We start from the raw sequence: 25,829 nt of genomic DNA on the forward strand, positions 1-25,829 counted from the left end.
ATTCTTTATAATAAATAAGCCATTAGAAACTAATGACTTATTTATTTACAAATATTTCCCTCAACTGTTTAATTACATTTCCGTTTCCAGTAACTGTAATTTCTCCAATTTTATCGGCTATTTTCTCCACATACTCCATTTCTTTTAATTTAAACAACATTTCGTTGTCTTCCATTAATTTAGCAGTATTTAATAAGCTTCTTGTAGATGCTGTTTCTTCTCTTCTAGTAATAATATTGGCTTGGGCTTTCTTTTGTGCTACCAATACCTGATTCATGATTTCTTTCATTTCTCCTGGTAAAATAACATCTCTAATTCCGCAACCTTGAATTATTACACCTAATTTTTCAGCATTCTCCTTTGTTTCTTCAAAAACTGCTGTAGAAACATCTTCTTTATTGGCTAATAATTCATCTAATGTGTAGTGTCCTACATATTTTCTCAATGCCAATTGCATGTTTACATACAATTGTTTTTCATAATCTTTATTCGCTAACAATGCTTTTTCAATATCAGTTACTTTATATTGCGTATAAAAGTTAACTCTAACATTTGCTTTGTCTTTGGTTAATAATTCCTGACCTGCAACTTCTAATTGTAGTTGTCTGGTATCTACTTTCGCTATTTTAATAGTTGTTTCATTTTTCCAAAACCTATACGTCCCTCCTACCAATGTTTTTTGATAGGTATCATTCACTAACAATACAGCTTTTTCGTAGGCAGCAACTTCAAAAGTTCTAACATATTTGCTCACTTCATAATTATTGAATAAAGATGTATCTACTTTTTCAGTAATCTCAATCTTGCTTATATCTATTTTTTGAAAGGTTCTAGTAATAAATCCTTTCCAGAAAACGTGTCTTCCAGCATTTAAAACTCTCTTAAAGTTGTTGTTTTCGTACATAAAAACTAACTCGTTGTCTTGTACTTCAATAACTTCTAACATTTCTGCTAAAGTTGTGTCTTCTAACAATACTTCTAAAGCTACTGATGTATAAAAATCTTTTGTTAAATCATATACTGCCACTGTTTGATTAAACCCTAACCAATGTGTACCTCCTTTGATTACTTTTATATAATCTCCTTTTTTAAATACTAATCCTACTTTTCCTTGATTAATTGTTATTCTTTTCATAATCTTTTTGTTTTTAATTGTTTATACGTTGTTTTCTCACCATGGAGAAATTTGTTTGTTTTTGTAAAAAGTATTGAATATTAATGCTTATAAGCCTACGGAAATAATAAGATTTCATAGCTTTTGTATTGTTGTTTACTACATGGGTTATACTAATTAATACTATAACTGACATACTAAAGTTCAATACATTGTTTATGTAATGGTTATTATTTCAAAGTACGTTTATAAGTGTTTATTTAAAAACTCATTAAACATTCAACACTTTTGGTTCATCAGTTTTACAAGGTGATGAGCTTTCCTAAATAATCTACGTTAACAGCGTAGTGCTCTACCAACTGAGCTACAAAACTCCCTTAGAAGTTTTGACAGGACTCGAACCTGTGCAAAAAACAGACGTGACAGGTCTGAATTCACTAGAGCCTAAATCTAGCGCGTCTACCATTCCGCCATACCCTTTCGGGTAGTGGGATTCGAACCCACATGAATTTTCTCTATTGCTTTAACCGGACTTAGCTACATAACTTTCGTTATGGCAGGATTCGAACCTGCGTACATAGAGTGAGATTATTTTTTGGTAAATAATCAAAACCTTCAAGGCTAGTTGCACATACAATTCTAATACAAATACTGTAAGAATGTATACAATGGTGCTATACAGAAACACGCAACAAGACTTGCTTGATATTTTTATCTATAATATGTAAATGAACTTTTATGGCTACCTCACTATACTCTTTGTTATAATGAGGTTTTCTTAGCATTTTATCTCTCTTCAAATATCTTTTTCATAATTACACTGCAAATATTATACAGTATTGCGCAATGTTTTTGCGTACTAAAAATTATTCTTGCTTTTTCTTACTTTTTTTTCTTCTTTTTCTTAGGAAGCTTATCCTTTACACGTTCTATATGTTCTCTTACAGTTCGCATATAGTCACCATTATACGTATGTTTCTTAGCAAGTTTTAAAGTTTGTAATGATTTTTTATACGCTTCTTTCTGTTCATATAATTGAGCTTTTCCTATATATAAAATTGCTTTATCGGAACCTTTTATGGTTAATGCGAAATCGATGAATCGTTCAACCTCCTCATAGTCTTCATTCCATAATAGCACATTAATGTAATGCGGATATACGTTAAAAGCATACATATTTTCTGCTAAAGCCTCAGTATAATACAGTTTTGCTTTTTCAAAATCACCTAAGTGCTCTGCATAAATGCGTCCCATTAAGCACAACGCTACTACATTTTTTTCTTCATACGCCAAAGCATATGTCAATGCCTCCATTGTTTCTTCTAATTCATAAGGAAAAGCATCTAATGCTTTAAATATGTAATTGTTTGCTAATGTTTTCATCTTATTATAATTGTTTACGCAACTCGCTTTTTAATTGATTGCGTGTTGTTTTAAATCTTTTTTTGTTGTTTTTAACTTTAAAATCAGTTCCTACAAATACTTTTACTGGATTTCCTCTTTCTAAGTCTAAATGGTTTTCCCTTTCTTGTTTTATGGTGTTTTGTAATTGATTTATATTATGATTTGCTATCAAGGTTTTTAAACGTTGTACAGCTATTTTTTTATTCTGATGCTGCGAACGACTTTCCGAAACCAATACTTGAATTCCTGTTGTGCTATGTTTTGCTCGTACAGCAGAACTTACTTTATTTACATGTTGTCCACCAGGTCCAGAACTTCTAATCGCCTGAAACTCGATGTCTTTTTCTTGTATGATTAACTCATTGTTATATTTCAATTCAAAACAACCTACAAACCAATTTTTACGTTTATGGTATTTTCTAAAGGTTGATTTTCCTATCCATTGAATAGTACCCATCCAGTCTTTTAAAAATAAAGACAGGTTATATCCTTTTAATTGAACACTTATTGATTGTATGGTTCCATTCTCTATTCCATTTTCTTTATGAAGAATGTCATACGTTATCTTATGTTCTACTACAGCTTTTATAAATGCTTTTAACACTTTTGCCACTACCCAACAACATTCCGAAGGTCCGCGACCCGCTGTAAATTGTATTATTTTTATGTCCATTTTAATTTTCTATTCATATCATTTCGAATGAAACGAAGCAATCTGTTAATCGGTAGACAGATTCCTTCAATCGTTACCTCCTTCGAAATGACGATTCTTTTACTTATCCATTCGTACAATTTTAGGTGTAAAGGTTCCTAATACTTCTACTAATTCTTGCTGATTAGCCATTACCTTTTTGATATTTTTATACGCCATTGGAGCTTCATCTACTCCACCTCCAATGAGCGTAACTTCGTTCATTTTTAATTGATGCTTAATATCACTTTTGGTAAATTTCTCTTTACACTTTCTTCTCGAATGTTTTCTTCCTGCTCCGTGTGATGCCGATTGTAAACTCTCTTGGTTTCCTAAACCTCTAACAATGTATCCTGGTGCGGTCATAGAACCTGGAATTATACCCAATACTCCTTTATTAGCGGGAGTTGCTCCTTTTCTATGCACAATACATTCAACTCCATTTACCTGTTCTTTCCATGCAAAATTGTGATGGTTTTCAATCATAGTTAATGGTTTTACACCTAACAATTTGGCAATTCGCTTATGAATATTATCATGGCATGCTTTTGCATAATCACCCGCTAAATTCATTGCTAACCAATATTCTTGTCCATCGTGCGTGTCTAGATCTAACCATGCTAAATGTTGTACATTTTTAGGTAACGGACATTGTTTACTCGCTAAATAGGTATAGTGTTTTGCAATGTTTGCTCCCAAACCACGTGACCCACTATGCGTTAACAATCCCACATATTCTCCTACAGGCACATTAAATTCATTGTGTTCGTCTGTTATCATTACCTTTCCGAACTCAACAAAGTGATTTCCACCTCCTGAGGTTCCTAATTGATTATATGCTTTTACTTTTAACCGTTTTAGTAAAGGGATGTCTTGGAACTCACTACGTTCAAAAATTTCATGATCTTGCTTTTTATCATGTGTTTCATACATTCCAAACTTGGTATGCTCTTTCAAGGTATTTTCTAATTGATGCTGCTTACCCTTTAAATAAGAAGCTTTCATCGGAAAAATACTCAATGCCATTCTACAGCCAATATCTACCCCTACCCCATACGGAATCACTGCATTTTCTGTAGCAAGCACGCCACCTATGGGTAATCCGTACCCTGAATGTGCATCTGGCATTAAAGCTCCTTGTACTGCTATAGGTAATTTTAAAGCATCGTATAACTGAAACTTAGCTTGTTCATCAATTTCATTTTCTCCATAAATTGAAAATGGAGCTCTTGTATTTCGTAACTGATGCATTTTAATTTCAACAGGCTTGGTTAAACCTTCAGCAACTTTACCCCAAATAGCATTTCCTTGATATTTTTCTGGATAAAGCAGTACTTGTTTTGCTTCTTCTAAAATGTGTTCTTTCTTTTCTTTTTTTCTATATCGGTTAATTTGCCCTAAGGCAATATTTATACTATTATTTTTTGGAAAGCCTAATTTGATTAGATCTTTTCCTTTTAGTTTATTTCCCATGTTGAGACATTATAAGGTTGGGCACCAATTTTCTAATTAGTGCTTTGTATCAATACTTTCTCTTTGCTTCGGAAACTGAAAACTATACGGAAATGTGTAGCATAAAAAAATCCGAAACGTTATTGAGGCTTCGGATTTTTCATATATAAGTTGTTATTATTTCTATGTATGAAGAAAATCGCGAAGCATGTGTACACAAGAACCTGGTTCTTTTACTGTACTTATGTTTAATTGATATTTGAACATGTTTACTTCGTTTTTAAAAATTATTATTTTGTTGTTTGGTTATGTTTATACTTCAATTGCTCTCGGTATAAAAATTACTGGTGCAAAGATGTGAGCCTTTTTTGAATTACACAAGTTTAAATTGAATTTATTTTACTGAAAATCAAACACTTAAACTATTTTAAATATATATGCATCCTGTCCGAATTTCTTCAGATTAGTAACCTATTGGTTGTAAGCTATGTAGCATTTTACATATTGATTTCAAAGGCTTGAAATTTTTTATAAAAAAAGCGTCCAAATTATATAATTTGGACGCTTTTAGTGATTTTATACTACAATAACCTTATTGATAACTCCATAAAAATCGCTTTTGAGCGTCCGATATGTGTATAAATTGCACTAGCATAGGTTAAATTTTGTTATATTAATTTATAAAATATGTGAGAACCTTTATTCTCTTTTTTTCTTTCTTAAAATGCCTATGGCATTGGTAATATTTCTACTACTATTCCATATACATTCTTAGTCCATCCGTTTATTCTTCCATGATTATTTCCTATTAGCAAACCTCTTTTATTGTTTTTTCCTTTTACAAGGTGCGTAAAACAGTTTCCACGAACTTTGCAATAAACAATATCGTCAACCTTACAATCTTCCCAGTTTATTGGTTTTAGTTTTACAGATTGTTTAGATTTTAAAATAGGTAACATAGAATTACCTGGCTCTTTTGAAATAATGGTTTCTCCATTATTTAATTTTTGAATTTTCCAATTCATTAGTATTGTATTTTATAAATTATGTAAAACACTATTGCCTTACATATCTCATAAAATTTCTAAGCCATTTCAATGAACTGCTGCAAATATGATATTTTTAGTTGATTTTATCTATTAGATTGATTTTAAATTATAATATATCTTTTTAAAAATCACCATAAAATACTTGTAGGCAAGGTAGTTTTAATTCTTTTCTCCATAAATCAACCACCTGATTTCTATCATCTAAAATAAACTCAATAAAGTACTTATGCTCTATTTTTCTTTTAAATACCTCTTCTTTAATAATCGCATCTTTCCTATTATCTCTTGATTTACGCATCCATAGTGCATCATAAGCTATTTCATGCTTTTTTAACCAAGACTCTGTTTCTGGTTGATATTTAGCTTCTCTACCTGATAAAAGAAGTATTTTATATCCTAATTGTTGGTAATTCTTTACTAAATTAACGATAGGCACATTAGGTAAATCTTGTTCACACCTACTTCCATCAAAAGGACTTCTGTTATGTATCAAAGATAAAGTTCCGTCTAAATCACAAATAATAGCTTTTGGTAAAGCTTCATCTTGATTTCTATATTCATTTTTTAGTTTTTTCATTTTTCTGCGTTTTAAATATTTTTATATTCATAGCAATTTTCCCACTTAAACGACCTCTTTTTCTTAATCACACTGCAAATATTTCACAGTGGTACGCAATGTTTTTGCGCATTAAAAAAGAATTTATCATTTTTACTAAAAATTATAAAATGGCTTCTAACAAAAACGCCCTAATTCGATATAAAACAATTGATCAATGTCTACGAAACACCATGCGTAAATGGACTTTGGAGGATTTAATTGATGCTTGTTCGGATGCCTTATACGAATACGAAGGAAAAGATATTTATGTGAGTAAGAGAACGGTTCAGTTAGATATTCAATTGATGCGTAGTGATAAATTAGGGTATAATGCTCCGATTGAAGTCTATCAACGAAAATATTACCGTTATGCTGAAGAAGGATATTCTATTATGAATATTCCTGTGACTGAAAACGATGTGAAAGTGATGAATGATGCTATTCAAGTATTACGCCAGTTCAAAGACTTTTCTTTATTCAAAGAAATGGATGGAGTGCTACAACGTTTAGAAGATTCAGTATACTCTTCTCAAAAAAACAATAGGGCTATTATTCATTTAGATAAAAACGAGCAGCTAAAAGGCTTGTCTTTTATAGACCCTTTATACAATGCTATACAGGAAAAAAAAGTATTAAAGATAAATTATCAGTCTTTTAAAGCAGAAAAAGCTAGTACAATAACCTTACATCCACAATTATTAAAAGAGTTTAATAATAGGTGGTTTTTATTGGCATTGGTAAAGGGTAAGGAAACAACTTTAGCTTTAGATCGTATAAATTCTGTAGAAGAAGTTGAAAACACAACATATATAGATAAAGCTATTAATGGTGATGTTTATTATAAAGATGTTGTTGGTGTCACAGTTTCAAATACGAGACCACAACGTATTGCTTTTTGGGTAGATAAATCAAATACTCCTTATGTACTCACGAAGCCTTTTCATAAATCTCAAAGGTTAATAAAATATACTGATGACGGGGCTATCTTTAATATTTTAGTAATTCCTAATTATGAATTGGAACGTTTAATTTTGGGCTTTGGTAATAGCATAGAAGTTTTGAAACCTGAAAAACTTAGAAAAAGAATGATTCAGAAACTTGAAGACTCTCTAAACAGATACGTTATTAAAAAGCAAGCATAACTGTAGCTTTATTCTTTAACACAACAAAAAAACGGACTTTTAATCCGCTTATATTATTTTGTATTGTTAATTATCAGAAGGACAACCATCTGGTAAATGACAGCACCAATCGGTACTAGGATCAGCACTGAACTCACATTCTCTTATTCCACCACCTCCGTTAATAGCTTTTTGTTCTGTTTTGTTTAGGGAAGTACCTAAGTTTGTAATCTTTTTTAACATCATATAAAGTTTTAAGTTCTTCAAATTTAAATAACTACAAATAATAAGAAGAATTAAAAACCATAATAGAGTTACGGTAAAACCATAATTCTTCATTTATAGAGCTTATAATACTACTTAGTTAATATGTTGATTTACAAAACATAAAAGTTGTTATGTTTTTATTTACTCTTAAAAATTCGTAAATTTATAAGGATCATGTTATTACACTTATTAAGTTAGTGTAATTTGAAATAATAAAGTAATAACTCTGCCCTCTTTGTTTTATTGACTTTTTCTTTAAGTATACCGTAACATTTATAATACTATAGCCATGAATAGATTTACAATCCTTTTCGGAATTTTAGCTATATTTTTACTTGCCGGAATCCGTATAATTTTTGAATATAAAAGAGCTATCAAATTTAGATTTGGTAAGTACATTAAAACTTTAAATCCTGGTTTTAGATGGATTATTCCATTTATTGAAACCATTCAGATTGTTGATATTCGTGTGATTACTTTTAATATAGATTCACAGGAAGTAATGACCGAAGATAATGTACCCTGTAGTATTGATGGTGTTGTCTTTTTTAAGATTAACGATCCAGAACGTGCTGTTTTAGAGGTGGAAGAATACAAATTTGCCATTACCCAATTAGCACAAGCTGCACTTAGAGATGTTTGCGGTAAAGTTGAATTAGACACCATACTTTCTAAACGAGAAGAAATGGGGAAAAATATTAAGGAAATTGTAGAACTAGAAACTAAAGAATGGGGAATTGAAATAAACGATGTTAAAATAAAAGACATACAGCTACCTGAAAACATGCGTCGTATGATGGCTAACCAAGCTGAAGCAGAACGCTCTAGAAGGGCACGTATTATTCTTGCGTTGGCGGAAGAGCAAGCTGCTTCTAAACTTTTAGAAGCGGGTAAACTTATAGATCAATCACCTTCGGCTATCAAACTACGTTTGTATCAAACACTATCGAATATAGCAGCAGAGAAAAACTCAACAATCCTGTTCCCTTTTCCTGAGGAAGTATTACCAACTAAAAAAAAGAAGTCTAAATAAAATAAACGCCTATACCAACCTTGATATTGAAATAAGCTTTATTAAATTCCTATTGTACAAACCTATAAGGAGAAAGTGAAGGTGTTGTATAATACTCCTTAAACTTTCCTCTAGATATTTCCCCTCCTTGGGGAAAAATCACTGACTAAATAAAACAATCCTAAATAGGAATTAAGTTCCTTTATTTTATCAGAACAAGAATTAATCTAAATCCTCTAAATTTCTTCTAAATTCTTCTGGAACTTTTATATTTAAAAGTTTAGCACTTTTATCTCGCTCATTAAAAAACCTAATTTTTATTAAATTAAAAAAGAATATATTAATTAAAAAAGCTACAATAGATACAAAATAACCAAGTCTATTATCTTTATTCCCTTGCTCATCAACTTCAGCTATATAAAAAAAATCATTTGGAATAATCAATAATAAACTTACAATTAGAAGAGGGATAACCCATAATAAATTCCACCATATCTTATTTTGCCATTTTTTAAATTCCGCTTGTTTATAATCTTCGATCTTTCCTTCTATTTCTCTTTTTAAATGACGCTTTAAATCAATATTTTTACCCAATATTTCTTCATATTTTACTTTTTGTTCTGCTGCTTCAAAATTAAGGTGAGTTTGACTATCATCTTTTACCGTCTTATTTTCTAAGTCTTTTACTCTGGATGCAACTTTTGAAAGAGCTGACTTGTATTGTTCTAAATCTTTACTTAGTTCTTCTTTTTTTATTCCTAATTGCTCATTTTCTTTCTTAAATTTAACAGCATCAAATTTTATCATTTCTAATTCCTCTAGAGTTGTTTCTAACTCTTGTTCTTTTTTCCTAAATTCTAAATTTAATCGTGATTCAATAAACTCTCCTTGGTTAAAGCTTGAATCAGTAGATTTTTCTCTAAACTTTTCTAGAAAAATATCCTCAGAAATTAAATTATATATAACTTTCTCATCATTAATACCTTTAGACTTCAAGTAATTAACAATTTTTAATATATCATCAGACTTTCGTGTATTTTTATAAAAGCCTTTAGTGGTAATTGCTTTAATAAATGCTTTCTTATAATCTACCGTTTTAATTGGTAATACCTTAACTAGTTTATTAAGCAAATATGATGGTTTAAAAAAAACAGGAAAGCTTCTTTCATCACTATAATTTTTTACATTATACTTATCATAAGAAATTAATAAGCCATCTAACGTTAATGCAAAATATTTTGCATTATTTAAAGTCAATTCTTCACCTTCTTTTATTTTTCTGGAATCAAGTACTATTTCTCTTAATGAAACATCATGTCTAACTTGTCTCTCACTTCTATATATTTCATTAAACTTAACTCCTTTCTCAACACAGAATTCCTCTTTAACCCTGTTTTTATTTTCTATAAACTTATAATAATCAACTATTCGACTATCAATATAATCATTTCCAATTTTTTCTAACCTTTTCCCTGTTCTCCCTATTTCAACCATATCTGTTTTTAAAGTTCTTTGTGATAATTCAATTACTTTAGAAGGATGAATTGTTGACTCTCTTTTTTCTAGCAAGTCTTGGTAAAATTTACTTGAAAAGTCATCAAGCTTTTCAGTTTTTAATAACGCTTTTATTGATGAGTCCGACATTTTATCATCTAATAACTTAAAATCATCTTTCTTTGAACCTAATTCTTGATATGTTTGTTCTGTATATCTTAACTTAATCTTAATATATTCACTATTTGTCTTAATCAGATTTATTAAAGCGTTACATGATTCATTTTCTGGGTGAGAATGGAGCCCTAATATAGAGTAAAGAATATTTGTATCTAAATATAAAATCCAATCGACAAGATTATGATTTATTGTTTCGTCTGCCAATTCTGGTTTTAACCCTAAAGAGGTAAATGATAAGGTTTTTTGAGCCAAGTCATTTAAAAATTCTAAATCTTTTTCCGATGCAAAATCAGGGAATCTTTCTACAATTCTTTTAAATGTTTTTATTAACGATTTATCTTTTCTCTTTACTTCGATTATAGCCTTTTGAAGTATGTCTTCGTAAGAACCATTGTTGTCATTACCATCATCCATGTATGGATGTAATGTCTTTATAGCCTCATGTCCATATTCATAAAAACTATCATATAAATACTTCAGAAATATAGACCATAGGAGTTTAATTTGTTTTATTTTTAAATCCTCCTCTAATACATCAGTTATAAAGAACTTAAAATTTAAAAACCTTGATTGATCCTGATCAGAAATTGATGTCTCTAACTTTTGTATTTCACTTTTTTGTTTTTCATCTAGTGATAAAACATCATTACTAATGTTTATTTTTCCTTGTTCACTTAACTTATTTGTCAGAGGTAATATTTCTTCTTCGTAAGGAATGAAGTTAAACTCCTCTTTAATTTTTATAGCCAGCTCATTAAGTTTAATAACACCGTGAACAAAAACAGTCCTTATTATAATTGATGAAAGTGTATCTTCTCTAGCATCAGACGCAGCTACAGAAAGTGTTGATAATACTTTTAGATGATTCTTTTTATTTTTCAAAATATATAGATAAGTTTTATACTAATAAATTCTTTAAATACTAAAAATATTGGGGAAAATTAAATAGGAAACATAAATTTAATATTTGATTTTTTAACTTCAATAAAATTATTTGAGGTTTTATCAACAATATATTAACAAATTGATTTACAAAACCTTAAATATCATTTTATAAATCAAGCTTATCTATTAACTTTACATAAAAATGTTCCACTAAAATTGTAAAAACTTTAATGGAACACATTTAAAAAAATAGCCAGCTAATACTATTGTTCTTTCGCTATCAATTCTTTTTTCTTTAAACCAATCTCTTTGCTATCTACGGTTTCAAATAAATCGTGAAGAAGGTATTGCAACGAACTAGGAGTTACTTCTTTTAAATAGTGTAATAAATCCTTGGTTGTAGCATATCTGTTTGTAGTTGTTTTTATTTTTCCGCTGTAGGTATTCCAGTCTTCAATAAATCGTTGTAATGCCAAGTTTACCTTAAACTCTCCTATTTTATCCTGTAAAATATACATTGCCAAAGCACCTTTGTTGTAATATACATAGTCCTGATTTCCTACCAATGCTAAAGAAGGTTCTGGCATTTTAGGTTTCTTTCGCTCTCTATTATAGGTTTCTTCTTGATAGGTTAAAAACTGTGTTACTTTTTCCTTCGGGTAATTATTCTTTAACACCATTAAAGCTCCATATTGTGCTAAGGTTTCTAAAATCATGTGTTTTCCTTGTACATTAGCAGCTTCAACCTGCATTCCCCACCATTGATGTGCCACTTCATGTGCTGTTACATAAAAAGCCATGTCTACATCTTTCTCGTCATCAATATCCAACACAAAACCAATTGCTTCAGAAAACGGAATCGTACCCGGAAAAGATTGTGCAAACTCTGCATACCTAGGAAACTCCATAATACGTAGTTGGGTATACTGATACGGACTGAAATGAGTACTAAAATAATCGAGCGACTTTTTCATAGAATGTATCATTCTATCTAGATTATAATCGTGTTTTTTGTGATAGTAAATTTCTAAATCTATCGTGTTGTCTTTATACAGCCACTTATCTTTTAAAGTAGCATATCTTGCGGAAACAACACTATAAAAATTAATCATCGGTTGATTCATTTTATAGTGAAAATAGTTACGATTCTCTTGTTTCCACTGCTTGATTAAATTCCCTGGAACCACAGCTGTTTGATCTAAAGCAGTACCTATAATCATTTCGAAATGTATTCCGTCAGAATCACTCCCAGAACGTGCATTTACAAGCTCATGAGTGTCTTCCCTCCTAACCTTATTCAGTCTTGGTTTTAGCTGAAATTTTGCTCGTTCGTCTGTATCTCGAAGCTCATACTTTCTATTGTAACCGATAGTGGGAAATTCCTCATTATTAAAAAACGTTCCGTTCTGTACAATATGAGTTTTTATGTTTTCATCGGTAAATCCTTTTGGTTTATAGGTTTGTTTGAAGCTCATCTTTATAGAATCGTTAGGTTGTAACTCTTTAGATAAGGTGTAAATATTATATTCAAATGGATTGTACTCTGTCTTTTCTGTCCTAACACCTTCAAAGCTTAGAGAATCTAACTGGACATGTGATGCGATTAGTTTTTGAATATGAATTTCATTGATAGGTTTATCAAACGTGTTTTTCAGCATATAATAGCCTTCAACTTCATAGCCTCTTGTTTTAGGATACAGTTCTACTTTTAGGTTTACCTCTATAATTTTTGGTTGTGGAAGGTATTCAAAAGGTTTTAATGTTTTCTCGTAGTTAACTCTAAAGGCTGTTTCTTCAGCATTTGTCCAATAATCATTAAGAATATTGGTATTGTAAAATATATAACCTCCAACACTCACAAAGAATATACTTGCTACAATTAAATACTTTGCTAGAGGCTTTGTTATTCGGTATTTTAAAGATTTTAAGCGTTTTATAAGACGAGTTTCAGTACCTCTTGTTATTAATAACGCACTAATGATTAACAATATAACCCCAAACACTAACCAATAGGCTTTAATCCATAAATAAGGTTGTAAAAAATGACCATAACCATTCATTTCAGAATAGGTTCCTAAAGTTTTTCCTCCAAACTTGTATAAACTATGCTGAAACCCTAAATATTCTGAAGCAATATTTGCAATGAAAAAAAGGAGCACTAAAAAAATACCAACAAACTTGTTATTACTAATTGCTTGGAAGAAAAAGGCTACAAAAGTGTATAGTATCAAGAAAGGTAAAATTTCTATAAAGAATCCGAAAAAATAAACATCTAACTCAAATTGATAGTACCCATTAGCTACCTGAAACAGGATTCCTGTAGCAATCAAACTCAACATCAATACAATGTAAATAGCAATAAGAGCAATAAACTTACTGGTTAAAGCAATTGCATCAGAAATAGAGGTAGCATCGTATATCAAACTCAGTTTGACTGTACGTTCTTTCCAGATAAGTTCCCCTGAATAAAATATAAGAATGATGATAAAGAAATACATCGACATTTCTTGTAATTCTTCTACTATAAAATAGGTTGTAGGGTAACTATCTACATCGTAAACAGTTCCTAAATTCACAGAATTAATAAGAATAATGATGATTCCACAAATAGCAATTGCCCAAAATGATGTTTCTTTTAATAGTGATTTGACATAAAATTGAGAAAGCTTTAGTAACTGTAAACAACACTGTGTTTTAAAACTATAATTGATATTTATGCTAGGAATTGGATAATTTGTTTTTGTAAAATTCTTTGACTTTTTCTCTAACTCTATTCTTTTTCGTTTTGGTGTTTTAGTTAATAAACTAAACGAAAATTTACGAAAACCTACAAGTAAGACAACTATTCCTAATAAGCTCCAAAACAACTTATTGTAAAACAACACTCCGCTAAATGGTATCTCTAGCACACTACTTTCTACAGCTGATAAATCCTTAGCTACCTGTGTTAATGTTGTTAATGAAAAAGGATCTAAAATAGCTTGTAAAAATTCATTCGTTACCGCTTTAGTTAGTAAAAAGACCACAAATAAAATGATACCTTGTGTGTAAACAACTAACAATTTTCTACTCAACATTCCTGATACAAAAAATAGACAAGCTCCGAAGAATAGTATGGGTAAAACAATGATTATAAACGATTGTATATAAGTAGCAGCGTTAAACGGTAACATATCTTTATGCCAAGGCATATACTCACCTACCATCATTCCAAATAGTATTCCGCTAAAGATTATTAGCAATACCGTAAAAGAACCTAAAAATCTTCCTATTAAATAATCGCGCTTTTTAATGGGATTTGTAAACAGCAATGCCTCTATATTATACTGATAATCGCGAAGTATAGGAACTCCCATAATCATAGATGCCATAATCATAAAAATCCCTGTAATGGCTCCCATGGTTTTCGCAATGATTAATGGACTGTTTTTCTTCATCAACCCTATTTCTACTCCTTGAAAAACAAAATCGACACCAACAATTGAAAACAAAAAGAGAAATACAAAAAACACATACGTTTCTGGACGTTTAGCTCTATATTTTAGTTCAAATTTGAATATTTCGTACCACATAATTTTACCTGTATTAATAATTATTTATTTGTGAGAAATACACATCTTCTAATCCGGCAGATACAGAAGTAAACCCATTTTTGGGGTCAGATTCGCTCAAAATATTTATGATTGGTTTTCCTAGGAATAGCTTTTCATTAATAACCCTATACTCTTGTTTATACTGCTCTAATTCTTGTTTTTTAATTGTTTTTTGATATACTTTGCCTTCTAGGTTTCCTATTAGTTTTAAAGGACTTCCTTTTAATACTACTTGCCCTTGATTAATGATGGCCATATTGGTGCACAATTCTTTAATGTCATCTACAATATGTGTTGATAAAATGACAATCGTGTTTTCACCAACTTCACTTAATAAGTTGTAAAACCTATTGCGTTCGGCAGGATCTAATCCCGCAGTAGGTTCGTCAACAATAAGTAATCTAGGACTATTTAGTAATGCCTGGGCAATACCAAAACGTTGCTTCATTCCTCCTGAATAACCATCTAAATTTCGTTTTCTAGCTTCATACAAATTTGTTTTATGTAACAATGCTTTTACCAGTTCATCTCGTTCCTTTTTATTGGTAATTCCTTTTAATACTGCCAAGTGATTTAATAAGGCTTCAGCAGATATTTTTGGATATACACCAAACTGTTGTGGTAAATAACCGAGTACTTGTCTCACGGCATTCTTATCATTCGCTACATTCAGATTATCAAGCATTACAGAACCTTTATCAGCATCTTGTAAAGTGGCAATAGTTCGCATTAAGGTTGATTTTCCTGCTCCGTTAGGACCTAATAAACCAAACATTCCTTTAGGAATTTCTAACGACACATTTTGCAGTGCTTTTACACCATTTGCATAGGTTTTACTTAAATTATTAATGGTTAAACTGTTCATTTTTTTTGAGTGTTTAATTGATATTGAACAAACCTAGCCTTACCCTTTCTACTATTAAAAGTTATGTGATAAACCAACAGTATTGTGTGATACAAACAGTACTCTAAGGCTATAAAAGTTTTTTATCACAGTTAACCATACGCTTATCCCTACAAAAGAGATGTTTGTCAACTAATTTGTGAGGCGTATTTTATTTGACTAATATTGACTTATGAATTTTAGAATTACGGATAGAAAGAAGGCTGTTTTTAAGCGTATTTATAGAATATCTCTTGTTTTAATAGGTATAATTATTGTCGTTTTTAATGATACTTTTGGGAAACTAGAAGGCTTTGTAGAATTTATAACACTCTATTTTTTAGTGGCATTTTCTACTTTCTTTTATTGGTTGTTTAAGCAAATAAAATCGATTATTCGACTAAAAAATGAAAAAACAAAAACTGAATTGATGCACCTAAAAAGTCAGGTAAATCCTCATTTCTTTTTTAATACACTCAATAACCTTTATGGTCTGGTAGGTAAAGATGCTAAAAAAGCGCAAGAGCTTATTTTAAAGCTTTCTGATATGATGCGCTACAGTGTTTATGATGGTGAAAAAGACACCGTTTTACTTTCTGAAGAAGTAACCTATCTACAAAATTACATCGAACTTCATAAAATGCGTTATCATAAAGCTATTGATATACAATTCAACACTGATATATCAGATAACGATTATAAAGTGATGCCTTTACTTTTTATTATTCTTTTAGAAAATGCTTTTAAACATGGCGTCGAAAATTTAAGAAACAACGCCTACGTACATTTAACTTTAAAGGCTCACCAAAACGCTATACATTTTGAAATTGAGAATAATTTTGATGCTTCGGAAGAAACTCAAGATGAAGGTATTGGTTTACAAAACTTAAAACGAAGATTAGAGTTAGTATATCCTAAAAATCATACTTTAACTACTTCTAAAACAGAAGATGTCTATTACGCTAACCTAAATATTAAGAACTTATGATTAAGTATATAATTGTAGACGATGAGCATATTGCTCACGATATTATTAAGGATTATTGCGATTTATTACCAACAATGGAACTTCAAAAGCATTGCTATGATGCTATTGAAGCTTTAGAGTATTTAAATAAATATCAGGTAGATTTAATTTTCCTTGATTTAAACATGCCTAAACTAAAAGGATTTGAATTTTTAAAGACATTGGTCTCTCCTCCTAAAGTAATTGTTATTACAGCGTACAAAGAGTTTGCCCTTGAAGGTTATGAGCTTAACATAGTTGATTATTTACTTAAACCCTTTGGTTTTGAACGTTTTTTAAAAGCTGTAAACAAAGTTATTGGTACTTCACAAAAAACTAAAATACAAAACATCCCAAAAAATAATACTGAAAACACCAACAGTATTTTTCTTCGTAGCAATAAAAAATACATTCAAGTTACACTTGATGCGATTCAGTTTATAGAAGCTGCTGGAAACTACACAAAAATAGTGACCACTGATACTACTGTTACTATAAGAGAAAAAATATCCGATGTATTACTATTACTTCCAGAGAATGATTTTTTACAAGTGCATAAATCATTTGCAGTAACCAAGAGGCATATTAGTAGTATAGAGGGTAATAGAATTCTGATAGAAGATCATAGTATTCCCATAGGAAAAATGTATAAAATGAATATTGATAAATTATTGAACTAAACTTTACTACTCTTATATTTCACCCATCCTCTTAGTTCACTAGTCTTATAATCACTTAACAAAACTTTAACGACTATAAAAATAGTTTCATAACTATAATTATAGTTATAGTAACAAAATAGTTCTATATTTGCTGCATGAATGAACTTACAAAAGCAGAAGAACAAGTAATGCAATATGTATGGAAGCTCAACAAAGCTTTCTTAAAAGATATTGTAGAGCAATACCCAGAACCTAAACCTGCGTATACAACTATATCAACCGTAGTACGTGTTTTGGTAAAAAAGGGTTTTCTTAATTTTGAAACCTTTGGTAAAGTACGACAGTACGCTCCTACCATTACTAAAGAACAATATTTTAAAAAACATTTTAAAAATGTGATTGGAAGTTTTTTTAGCGGTTCTAAAAGTAAGTTTGCTTTGTTTTTTACAGAAAATGAAGACTTTAACCTAACCGAATTAGAAGAAATTAAGAGTCTTATTGAAAATAAAATAGAAACGTTAAAAGAAAAAAATGACTAATTTTTTAATTTATCTGATTCAAAGCAGTCTGGTATTTTCTTGCTTATACTTACTTTATATTATTGTAGGTAGTCGAGTAACATTTCATAAAGTAAACCGATTTATATTACTTTTAATACCGGTAGTAGCTTTATTAGCTCCTTTATCTTATTTGTTAACTTTTGAAACCTCATCAACCATAATTCAAATTCCACAGTTCAACGAATTTGTTACTAACGGCGAAACGATATTAGTTGATACTATTGAAGAAACTAGTACACAAACCTATAATTTTAAAACCATTCTTTTTGGTTTGTATTTGTTAGGTAGCTCGTTAATATTCTTGCGACTGTTACATTCCCTTTTGTTACTATTTCAATTAAAGAAGCAATCAGGAGTTACATTGGAAAATAATTATCAACTCATACAAACCAATCATACCAGTACTTTTTCATTTTTTAATTGGATATTCATTTCTAAACATGTGCATCCTACAGAAAGTACACTAATAATAGCACACGAAAAAGCACATGTGCAGCTAAAACATTCTATAGATGTGTTATTTGCTGAAGTCTATATTGTCTTATTTTGGTTCAATCCGTTAGTATATGCTTATCGAAAATCGTTAAAATCAATACACGAATATCAAGCAGATAGCTGGGTATTGAACGGACCCATTAAAACATCCAATTACTTACAGGCTCTTTTACAAAACATTGAAAAAGAAACAGCACATACTAATAACTTGTATAGTTATTTTAATCAATCAGTAATCAAAAAGCGAATAGATATGATCACAAAGAAGCCTACGGCTAAGGTGTACAAACTCACCTACTCAGTATTCATTATGGGTGCTGCAAGTCTTTGTTTGGCGTTTACCAAGCCAAACACAACTGAAAAACTCTTACCAAGTACAACTCCCCAATTAGCTAAGGAGTTTGTCCTTGAGCCTCCCACTCTTTTTCCTGTGCAAGGAAAAAGTAAAAATGACATCAGTAGCTCCTACGGAAAACGAAGAAATCCGTTAAAAAAAGGCAAAAAAATGATGCACAAAGGTATTGACATTAAAGCACCTATAGGAACACCTGTTATTGCTACTGCTGATGGTGTTGTTGCCAAAGCTGCTGACCAAAACAAATGGGGAAATTTAATTGTAATTGAACATAGTGATGGGTACCAAACATGGTATGCACACTTACAAAAGTTTAATGTTACAGAAAATCAATCGGTTAAAAAAGGAGATGTTATTGGGTATGTAGGTAACACTGGTGCATCATTAGGATCGCACTTACATTATGAAGTACACTATAAAGAAGCACAAGTAAATCCTATAAATTTCTTTAAAGAATAATTATCTTTTTATTAAAACAAAAAGCAGTTCTCCCATAAAATTTGTGGGAGAATTCTGTTTAATAACATTATTAAGAAAGATTAAAACATGAAAAAAAACATATTCTTACTTAACCTCCTATTAATTACATTTTGTTCTATATTATATAGTTCTATATATGCACAATCTATCAGTTTTACTTTTGATGATGGTACTTTAGGTGACAGACCTGGATATTCTTTTGAAAAATGGAATGCTATGTTACTTAAAAAGTTACGAGATAACAATGTAAAAGCTACTTTGTTTGTTACAGGAAAAGGTAAAGATAGTAAACGAGGGAAACATTTATTAGAGTCTTGGAATAATGACGGACACAGTATTGCGAATCATACCTATACACATCCTAATTATAATAGCCCAAAAGTAACTTTTGAACAACTTAAAAATGAATTACTGAAAAACGACAGCCTCATTAAACAGTATTCTAATTATCAAAAATACTTTCGATTCCCATATCTTAAGGAAGGTAATACAAAAGAAAAGGTTGAAGCTTTTCGTAATTTCTTAAAAGAACAAAATTATAAAAACGGATACGTAACCATTGATGCTTCTGATTGGTATATCGATAGTCGCTTAATCAAAAAACTACGTACGAATCCATCTTTTGACATCAATAAGTTTAGAAAATTTTACTTGGAACATATCTGGAATCGTGCTCAGTTTTATGAAAAAATCTCTTTTGAACTTACCGGGCGACATATTAAGCATAATGTATTACTTCACCATAACCTTGCTGCTGCATTATTTATAGATGATTTAATACAGTTATTTAAAGAAAAGGGTTGGGCTATCGTTTCTACCAAAGAAGCTTATGCCGATCCTATCTACAATCAAATTCCTAATAATGCAGGAGAAAGTTTAATATACGCATTGGCTAAAGATTCTGAAAAATACGAAGGTAAATTACGCTATCCTGCTGAAGATAGCAGATATGAAAAGAAAAAAATGGATAAACTAGGCTTATAACAAAATAAAAAACTGCTTAAGGGTTTCCCTTAAGCAGTTTTAAATACTTCTTAAAAAAAGTATTAACAAATATAATCCATAGTTGTAGGTTGATAACAACATACTTTTACTCCGTTTTGGTAGATATAAGAGCCATCTCCTCCACATTCTTTAGGGAAAGGAAAAGGTCCTCCACCTTTAATATTTTTTAATGTTGTTTTTGTTAATTCTTGAGATCCTTCTACGTTTAAAATCACTTTTTTCATTATAAAGTTTTTTGGGGGTTAAATATTTATTTCACGTTCCTAAATTAACTTTAAAAAAAATGTTCAACAGTTAAAAAACCATAATTTTAGTATGGAAAAACCTTACTTTTAATTATCCTCAACAAAACTTTCTAACCTTCTTTCAGGAATTAACCAAAAAAATGCTACTACTACATAAAACAGTATAGCAATCCATGTATATAAATAAGCTAATGGTATAGCTAAAAGGTATAAAATTAAAGAAGAATACTCTTTGAATCCATTAGCACATAGTTTAGATAATGCATAATTATCATCATGGTATTTAATTAATACTCTTTCTAAAATGAAATAAGCTATTGCACTCATGAGCAAAACAAATCCGTAAATAGCTACAGGTAAGGCTTCATTATAATTACCATGCTCTCCTACCCAACTAGTAGTAAATGGAATTAAAGACAACCAAAAGAGTAAGTGTAAGTTTGCCCATAAAATTGTACCATTTACTTTTTGCGTTACCTGCATTAAATGATGATGGTTATTCCAATATATTCCTAAATAAATGAAACTTAGTAAGTAACTTATAAATACGGGAGCTACAGATAATAGTCCTTTAAATGTAGTATCTTCTGGAGCTTTCATTTCTAATACCATAATGGTAATTACAATGGCTAAAACACCATCGCTAAATGCTTCTAATCTACCTGTTTTCATATAATTGTTATTAATTACATTATTCATTACCCTCCAAAACGTCGCTTTTCTGGTAAGGAGATTCGCTCTGTCTCGTTTGGTACAGAAGGAAATTTATTACCCTTCCAATTTTCTTTCGCTTGTTCTATCAATTCTTTATTAGAAGCTACGAAGTTCCACTCAATAAAACGTTCTTCAGGAAAAGGAGTTCCTCCAAAAATATACACGGTAGAATTGGCAGCTATTTCAAAGGCACATAGGGTACTATCTTTTGCTACTAATAACTGCTTTTCTCCATAAATATTTCCATCACTAGTAATACTTCCTTCTAGAATATACAAAGCGCTCTCACCAAACAAATGATCTCCAATAGTGATTGTTTGTGTTTTACTCGACTTAATTTCAATAAAAAATAATGGACTATATACTGGAACAGGTGATTGTTTACCAAAGGCTTTTCCGGCAATGAGCTTAAACTGTACTCCATCGTCTTCCCAACTAGGAATCTCATCCGCAGAAACGTGTGCAAAAGAAGGTTCACATTGCTCTTCACTTAAAGGTAAAGCCACCCATATTTGTAATCCATGAAGCTTTTTGGTTGAATTCCTTAACCGTTCGGGAGTTCTTTCAGTATGTACTACTCCTTTTCCTGCTGTCATCCAATTCACAGCTCCTGGTGTGATTTCTATTTCGGTACCGATACTATCACGGTGTACAATAGCACCTTCAAACAAAAAAGTTAGTGTTGATAATCCTATATGAGGATGCATTGCTACATCTAAGTTATCATTTTCGGTAAGCTTTACTGGTCCCATATGATCAATAAAAATAAAAGGACCTACCATTCGCTTTTGTCGAAATGGTAACAAACGACCTACTAGAAAATTTCCAATATTTGCTGCTCGCTCTTCAATTATTAGTTTTGTGTTAGACATAAGTAACTCTATCTATTTTAGTGTTTTATAACCTCTATTCTATATACTTTTTAAAGATACTATTATTACTTCAAATATTTGATTATTAATTATCTACAAGGTTTTGCTCACTGTATTTTATCGCTATAAAACACTCATTATCTTAACATTATCCTCTATATTTCGTTCTATCAACAATCGTTTTGGATCAATAATTGCTTTGCTTGGTAGTTCATTTATTTCAAAAGACAAACGCATTTCTTTTTGGTTGAACAATACTCGTTTTATTAATAATTCTTTGTCATTAGTATAGAGAGCTATATCTACCCAATTATAGGGCATTACTTCTTTTTCTTGGCCTAAACTATCTACTTTTATCTTATTAGCATCAATTACCAAATTCACTTTATAACTCCCATTGTTTAGTTTTGTATATGTAGCATTTTTTAAGCTATAATCATATAAAGTTACCTCCTCAAACCAATCTTTAAGCAAGTATTGTAATTCTTCAGGTATTTGTGGTTTTAAATACCTTAAAAAATCTAAACTTGTAGGATAAGGTGCCTCTTGATATTTATAAGCGTTTAAAAATGATCTTAAAGCTGTGTTAACTTTATCTTCACCTATATATTCCTGTAACGCATACAATATCAAACTTCCTTTACCATAATGAATATAGTTTTGGTCTTTTACATAAAGTAAAGGTTGTTCTTGTTGAGATTCTATCCCTCTACCACGTAAATACTTTTCAAAGTCATATGCTAAAAACTGTTTCATTTTATCATTACTTTTTAAGGTCTTTTTCAAAACCATAAGAGAAGAATATTCTGCGAAACTTTCTGATAGCATAGTTGCTCCAGCAACTTTTGCCCCTACCACTTGATGTCCCCAGTATTGATGCGCCATTTCATGCGCTGCTAAGGCATAAATAACATTATTATCGTTAGTATCACTTAAATTGGTAACAAACCCGCCTCCTTCTGTATATGGTATGGTTCCAGGAAAAGCTTGTGCAAAGCTGTAATATTTAAGTATTTCCACTATTCGTGCTTGTTTATGCATATAAGGACCAAATTGCTCGGTATAATACTCTAGCGACTTTTTTAAAGCTTCAAGCATAATATTGATATTATAATCGTGTGAAGCATCATAATACACTTCAAGATCTACAGAATTCCATTGTTTAGTAGCTACTTCGTATTTCGCTGACATAAAACTGGTAAAGTTTAATGAACTATGATCATTTTTATACTGGTAACAGGTACGATTACCAATAGTCCATTTTTTTTGTAAACTTCCAGAAGCCACAGCTATTTGATCTTCTGCGGTTATTATCTGTGTGGTTATATCTACCCATGACGATGTTCCTCCTGTAATATAATTACGTGTAAGGTAAGATTTATCCTTGTCATCCAAATCGGGAAGATTTTTGCGTGATGATAGACCATATTTTTTCCTGTCTTTATCATCAGCTAACTCATTATATAGTTCATAACCAAAAGTAGGTAAGATTGCAGTTGAGTCGAAAAAAGTACCATTTTTAACTACGCGAATGTTAGACACTTTATTTTCAAATCCTTGGCTTTGATAATTAGTATCAACAGTTAGCTTTATAGTTTCATTTGGTTCTAAAGGTGTATTTAACTTAAAAATTTGATACCCTAATTCTTTATCATTCAATACTAAATTAGCATTAGGTACTTTGATATTTTTAATCCATTTTGACTTTTTTAATTCTATTCCTTCATTTCCTTCATCAACAAAATAAGAAAGTGAATAATGTAATGAGTCTATAGCTTTGTTACTGGTATTCTTAATTGTAATAATACTGGTAGCTGATACATTTCTCTTATAAGGATATACATCTATTTTATAGTCAATAGCTGTAATTGTAGGTTGTGGAATTTGTTCGTACTTTTTATATTTCATTTCATAGGCTGCTTGCATGTCTTTAATCTCTGTAGTACTGTAATAATTATTTAGTATTTGAGTATTGTAATATATATACCCAGAAACCAATAAAAAGAAAGCCAAACTGCCTATAAAGGTTTGCACAAATTTTGGTGTTATTCGTTTGAATGCCAATCGAAAACGAGCCTTAACTCCTTTAATACTTCCTCTTATCCATAGTAAACTAGTAATGGTCACCAGCAAAACACCAAAAGATACCCAATACAAACTAAACCAATTTTTAGCCAGTAACTCTGGACCAAACTTATTCATATCAGAGTAAATATATTCTGGAGAAAACCCTAAATTCAACATAAATGATTGAATCCCTAAGGCATCAACTACCAAAAACTCAAATAAGAAAATACATAAAATGGCTATAAAGTATGCTAAGTATTTGTGATTAATAATTATCTGCATAGCTGTTAAGATACATGCCCATGTAATGTATAAGGGTACCCCTGAATACAACATATCCAATAGATATACGTCTAATTGTACACTAAAAACTCCGTGTAACATCTGATACAATATCGAAATTCCTATTAATAGTAAATCAAAAACGATATTGATTACTACTAATGCACTGATTTTAGATAAAAGTAGTATTAAAGAATTGTGTGGTGTTCCATCAAGCACCCCTACAATATTACTGTTACGTTCTTTCCATACTAATTCACCACTAAAAAAAACTAAAATAATCATACCTATTATCATACTTATAGGTCTGTTAAAAGCAATCATCTTAGAGGTTATATGGTATGATTGAAGTCCGTAATACTCAAAACCATTTGACAGTTTATTCAGTAAAATTAAAACTCCAAAAAAGAGTAAAATTTTAAACGTATTGCTTTTTACAATAGCGTATAAATCCATCTTTAAAAAACTTCTAAACTGGTAAATTGTAGTTGAAAAATTAAAATCAGAATGTACCAAAGGCTGTTTGAATTCTTGCTTTACTTCTTTAGCTTTTCGAGAATTCTTTTTTATAGGTTTCTGTTTCAAAACAAATGAAAAAGAATAATAAGAACTTATCAAAATAATTACTCCTATTCCAATCCAAAATAGCCTATTCATAAATAACCACCCTGAAAGTGACACTACTTCAGTATTTTTTTCTAAAGGTGTTAAATATTTAGTATCAACAAGGTATGCATTCCCTCCTAAAACATCTAACATAGCTGCCCAACTTTCAGTATGTATATCGTTCATTAAAGTTGCTGATATTAAATAAGCTACAATAATTATAATCGTAGCTATAAAAGAAACTACAGTACTTTTATATTTGTGTGCTATAGCGAAAATAATAGCTCCAGAAACAAACATATTAGGTATCACAAAAAGTAAGAAGTTATTCATAAAAACTCCTTGCTGTAACACCCCTATAGAGTCTTGTGGTAAAACATTACTCTCTAACGCAAAATCTGTTCCTAGATAAAAGCCTAAAAACACTCCCAGTAAAGGCAATAATGACAGCAAAAAGGCTCCTAAAAAACGTCCAAAATAATAACTTACTTTTCGAATTGGAGAGGCAAACAGAATCTCATTAAAATGATGTTGATAATCGCGTAATGCTGCATTATTAAAATAGGCTGTGGCAACCAAAAGTGCTATCATTGATAATTTAACAGTATAAAAAGTAATTACATAAGGTGCGTTTCTGTATACACTTCCTGTTGCTCCACCAAACGCTATTCCTTCATTTACCACTCCGACTGCTGCAATTACAGTAAACATCACAAAAAATATATACAGCATAGAGC

The 25,829-nt window shown here is 30.5% G+C and carries 21 protein-coding genes; 7 read left to right on the forward strand and 14 right to left on the reverse strand.

Annotation, left to right across the window (positions count from 1 at the left end; all coding sequences use genetic code 11):
• Positions 1-37: 37 nt before the first annotated feature.
• The 6 genes from ACTPNM_RS09795 to ACTPNM_RS09820 form a co-directional block, all read right to left on the reverse strand.
• The gene (locus ACTPNM_RS09795) at positions 38-1,135 is read right to left on the reverse strand and encodes a slipin family protein (RefSeq protein ID WP_440121578.1); all 1,098 of its coding nucleotides are present in this window, start codon (positions 1,133-1,135) and stop codon (positions 38-40) included.
• 861 nt (positions 1,136-1,996) lie between these two features.
• Positions 1,997-2,497, reverse strand: coding sequence for a tetratricopeptide repeat protein (locus ACTPNM_RS09800; RefSeq protein WP_440121580.1), 501 nt, complete (start codon positions 2,495-2,497; stop codon positions 1,997-1,999).
• Positions 2,498-2,501: 4 nt separating this feature from the next.
• Positions 2,502-3,191 carry a peptide chain release factor H gene (gene prfH, locus ACTPNM_RS09805; protein WP_440121581.1) on the reverse strand — a complete coding sequence of 230 codons (690 nt, stop codon included), beginning with the start codon at positions 3,189-3,191 and terminating at the stop codon, positions 2,502-2,504.
• Between the two features lie 99 nt (positions 3,192-3,290).
• Positions 3,291-4,682 (reverse strand): RtcB family protein, encoded by a 1,392-nt coding sequence (locus tag ACTPNM_RS09810; RefSeq protein ID WP_440121583.1) that lies wholly within the window; start codon positions 4,680-4,682, stop codon positions 3,291-3,293.
• Positions 4,683-5,389: 707 nt separating this feature from the next.
• On the reverse strand, positions 5,390-5,686 hold the full coding sequence (locus tag ACTPNM_RS09815) for a S24 family peptidase (RefSeq protein WP_440121584.1): 297 nt from the start codon (positions 5,684-5,686) through the stop codon (positions 5,390-5,392).
• 145 nt (positions 5,687-5,831) lie between these two features.
• Positions 5,832-6,287 (reverse strand): phosphatase domain-containing protein, encoded by a 456-nt coding sequence (locus ACTPNM_RS09820; RefSeq protein ID WP_440121585.1) that lies wholly within the window; start codon positions 6,285-6,287, stop codon positions 5,832-5,834.
• Between the two features lie 149 nt (positions 6,288-6,436).
• On the opposite strand from ACTPNM_RS09820, the gene ACTPNM_RS09825 reads away from it, so the two are divergent.
• Positions 6,437-7,450 (forward strand): helix-turn-helix transcriptional regulator, encoded by a 1,014-nt coding sequence (locus ACTPNM_RS09825; RefSeq protein WP_440121586.1) that lies wholly within the window; start codon positions 6,437-6,439, stop codon positions 7,448-7,450.
• 66 nt (positions 7,451-7,516) lie between these two features.
• Here ACTPNM_RS09825 and ACTPNM_RS09830 read toward each other — a convergent pair whose 3' ends face one another.
• The gene (locus ACTPNM_RS09830; protein WP_274639904.1) at positions 7,517-7,672 is read right to left on the reverse strand and encodes a hypothetical protein; all 156 of its coding nucleotides are present in this window, start codon (positions 7,670-7,672) and stop codon (positions 7,517-7,519) included.
• 313 nt (positions 7,673-7,985) lie between these two features.
• On the opposite strand from ACTPNM_RS09830, the gene ACTPNM_RS09835 reads away from it, so the two are divergent.
• Positions 7,986-8,729 (forward strand): slipin family protein, encoded by a 744-nt coding sequence (locus tag ACTPNM_RS09835; RefSeq protein WP_440121587.1) that lies wholly within the window; start codon positions 7,986-7,988, stop codon positions 8,727-8,729.
• A gap of 201 nt (positions 8,730-8,930) precedes the next feature.
• On the opposite strand, the gene ACTPNM_RS09840 is transcribed toward ACTPNM_RS09835, so the two are convergent.
• From ACTPNM_RS09840 to ACTPNM_RS09850, 3 genes are all read right to left on the reverse strand, one after another.
• Positions 8,931-11,264, reverse strand: coding sequence for a hypothetical protein (locus ACTPNM_RS09840; protein ID WP_440121589.1), 2,334 nt, complete (start codon positions 11,262-11,264; stop codon positions 8,931-8,933).
• Between the two features lie 266 nt (positions 11,265-11,530).
• Positions 11,531-14,839 carry a M1 family aminopeptidase gene (locus tag ACTPNM_RS09845; RefSeq protein WP_440121590.1) on the reverse strand — a complete coding sequence of 1,103 codons (3,309 nt, stop codon included), beginning with the start codon at positions 14,837-14,839 and terminating at the stop codon, positions 11,531-11,533.
• Positions 14,840-14,852: 13 nt separating this feature from the next.
• Positions 14,853-15,725 (reverse strand): ABC transporter ATP-binding protein, encoded by an 873-nt coding sequence (locus tag ACTPNM_RS09850; RefSeq protein ID WP_440121592.1) that lies wholly within the window; start codon positions 15,723-15,725, stop codon positions 14,853-14,855.
• A 211-nt stretch (positions 15,726-15,936) separates the two neighbouring features.
• On the opposite strand from ACTPNM_RS09850, the gene ACTPNM_RS09855 reads away from it, so the two are divergent.
• The 5 genes from ACTPNM_RS09855 (at position 15,937) to ACTPNM_RS09875 (ending at position 20,285) form a co-directional block, all read left to right on the forward strand.
• Positions 15,937-16,731 (forward strand): sensor histidine kinase, encoded by a 795-nt coding sequence (locus tag ACTPNM_RS09855; RefSeq protein ID WP_440121593.1) that lies wholly within the window; start codon positions 15,937-15,939, stop codon positions 16,729-16,731.
• Positions 16,728-17,429 (forward strand): LytR/AlgR family response regulator transcription factor, encoded by a 702-nt coding sequence (locus ACTPNM_RS09860; RefSeq protein ID WP_440121594.1) that lies wholly within the window; start codon positions 16,728-16,730, stop codon positions 17,427-17,429. Before ACTPNM_RS09855 ends, ACTPNM_RS09860 begins: the two co-directional genes overlap by 4 nt.
• A gap of 137 nt (positions 17,430-17,566) precedes the next feature.
• On the forward strand, positions 17,567-17,950 hold the full coding sequence (locus tag ACTPNM_RS09865; RefSeq protein ID WP_440121595.1) for a BlaI/MecI/CopY family transcriptional regulator: 384 nt from the start codon (positions 17,567-17,569) through the stop codon (positions 17,948-17,950).
• Positions 17,943-19,280 carry a peptidoglycan DD-metalloendopeptidase family protein gene (locus ACTPNM_RS09870; RefSeq protein WP_440121596.1) on the forward strand — a complete coding sequence of 446 codons (1,338 nt, stop codon included), beginning with the start codon at positions 17,943-17,945 and terminating at the stop codon, positions 19,278-19,280. The genes ACTPNM_RS09865 and ACTPNM_RS09870 overlap by 8 nt, the downstream gene beginning before the upstream one ends.
• A gap of 87 nt (positions 19,281-19,367) precedes the next feature.
• Positions 19,368-20,285 carry a polysaccharide deacetylase family protein gene (locus ACTPNM_RS09875; protein WP_440121597.1) on the forward strand — a complete coding sequence of 306 codons (918 nt, stop codon included), beginning with the start codon at positions 19,368-19,370 and terminating at the stop codon, positions 20,283-20,285.
• Between the two features lie 62 nt (positions 20,286-20,347).
• On the opposite strand, the gene ACTPNM_RS09880 is transcribed toward ACTPNM_RS09875, so the two are convergent.
• The 4 genes from ACTPNM_RS09880 to ACTPNM_RS09895 all read right to left on the reverse strand — a co-directional run bounded on the left by ACTPNM_RS09880 (position 20,348) and on the right by ACTPNM_RS09895 (position 25,824).
• Entirely contained in the window at positions 20,348-20,530 is a 183-nt protein-coding gene (locus tag ACTPNM_RS09880) for a hypothetical protein (protein ID WP_440121599.1), read from the reverse strand.
• 108 nt (positions 20,531-20,638) lie between these two features.
• On the reverse strand, positions 20,639-21,223 hold the full coding sequence (locus ACTPNM_RS09885; protein ID WP_440121600.1) for a TMEM175 family protein: 585 nt from the start codon (positions 21,221-21,223) through the stop codon (positions 20,639-20,641).
• A 26-nt stretch (positions 21,224-21,249) separates the two neighbouring features.
• Positions 21,250-22,137, reverse strand: a complete 888-nt coding sequence (locus ACTPNM_RS09890) for a pirin family protein (protein WP_440121601.1) — start codon at positions 22,135-22,137, stop codon at positions 21,250-21,252.
• Positions 22,138-22,260: 123 nt separating this feature from the next.
• Positions 22,261-25,824 (reverse strand): ABC transporter permease/M1 family aminopeptidase, encoded by a 3,564-nt coding sequence (locus tag ACTPNM_RS09895; protein WP_440121603.1) that lies wholly within the window; start codon positions 25,822-25,824, stop codon positions 22,261-22,263.
• Between the last annotated feature and the right edge of the window lie 5 nt (positions 25,825-25,829).

Origin of the sequence: Tenacibaculum sp. Ill (assembly GCF_051938915.1) — a bacterium.
GTDB classification, from domain to species: Bacteria; Bacteroidota; Bacteroidia; order Flavobacteriales; family Flavobacteriaceae; genus Polaribacter; species Polaribacter larymnensis.

Bases quoted from the DNA above. Each gene is read 5' to 3' on its own strand.
- ACTPNM_RS09830 (WP_274639904.1), bottom strand. From the start codon at position 7,672: ATGTTAAAAAAGATTACAAACTTAGGTACTTCCCTAAACAAAACAGAA.
- ACTPNM_RS09815 (WP_440121584.1), bottom strand. From the start codon at position 5,686: ATGAATTGGAAAATTCAAAAATTAAATAATGGAGAAACCATTATTTCA.
- ACTPNM_RS09860 (WP_440121594.1), top strand. From the start codon at position 16,728: ATGATTAAGTATATAATTGTAGACGATGAGCATATTGCTCACGATATT.
- ACTPNM_RS09870 (WP_440121596.1), top strand. From the start codon at position 17,943: ATGACTAATTTTTTAATTTATCTGATTCAAAGCAGTCTGGTATTTTCT.
- ACTPNM_RS09855 (WP_440121593.1), top strand. From the start codon at position 15,937: ATGAATTTTAGAATTACGGATAGAAAGAAGGCTGTTTTTAAGCGTATT.
- ACTPNM_RS09850 (WP_440121592.1), bottom strand. From the start codon at position 15,725: ATGAACAGTTTAACCATTAATAATTTAAGTAAAACCTATGCAAATGGT.
- ACTPNM_RS09890 (WP_440121601.1), bottom strand. From the start codon at position 22,137: ATGTCTAACACAAAACTAATAATTGAAGAGCGAGCAGCAAATATTGGA.
- ACTPNM_RS09895 (WP_440121603.1), bottom strand. From the start codon at position 25,824: ATGCTGTATATATTTTTTGTGATGTTTACTGTAATTGCAGCAGTCGGA.
- ACTPNM_RS09880 (WP_440121599.1), bottom strand. From the start codon at position 20,530: ATGAAAAAAGTGATTTTAAACGTAGAAGGATCTCAAGAATTAACAAAA.
- ACTPNM_RS09820 (WP_440121585.1), bottom strand. From the start codon at position 6,287: ATGAAAAAACTAAAAAATGAATATAGAAATCAAGATGAAGCTTTACCA.
- ACTPNM_RS09875 (WP_440121597.1), top strand. From the start codon at position 19,368: ATGAAAAAAAACATATTCTTACTTAACCTCCTATTAATTACATTTTGT.
- prfH (WP_440121581.1), bottom strand. From the start codon at position 3,191: ATGGACATAAAAATAATACAATTTACAGCGGGTCGCGGACCTTCGGAA.
- ACTPNM_RS09800 (WP_440121580.1), bottom strand. From the start codon at position 2,497: ATGAAAACATTAGCAAACAATTACATATTTAAAGCATTAGATGCTTTT.
- ACTPNM_RS09825 (WP_440121586.1), top strand. From the start codon at position 6,437: ATGGCTTCTAACAAAAACGCCCTAATTCGATATAAAACAATTGATCAA.
- ACTPNM_RS09810 (WP_440121583.1), bottom strand. From the start codon at position 4,682: ATGGGAAATAAACTAAAAGGAAAAGATCTAATCAAATTAGGCTTTCCA.
- ACTPNM_RS09865 (WP_440121595.1), top strand. From the start codon at position 17,567: ATGAATGAACTTACAAAAGCAGAAGAACAAGTAATGCAATATGTATGG.
- ACTPNM_RS09835 (WP_440121587.1), top strand. From the start codon at position 7,986: ATGAATAGATTTACAATCCTTTTCGGAATTTTAGCTATATTTTTACTT.
- ACTPNM_RS09795 (WP_440121578.1), bottom strand. From the start codon at position 1,135: ATGAAAAGAATAACAATTAATCAAGGAAAAGTAGGATTAGTATTTAAA.
- ACTPNM_RS09845 (WP_440121590.1), bottom strand. From the start codon at position 14,839: ATGTGGTACGAAATATTCAAATTTGAACTAAAATATAGAGCTAAACGT.
- ACTPNM_RS09885 (WP_440121600.1), bottom strand. From the start codon at position 21,223: ATGAAAACAGGTAGATTAGAAGCATTTAGCGATGGTGTTTTAGCCATT.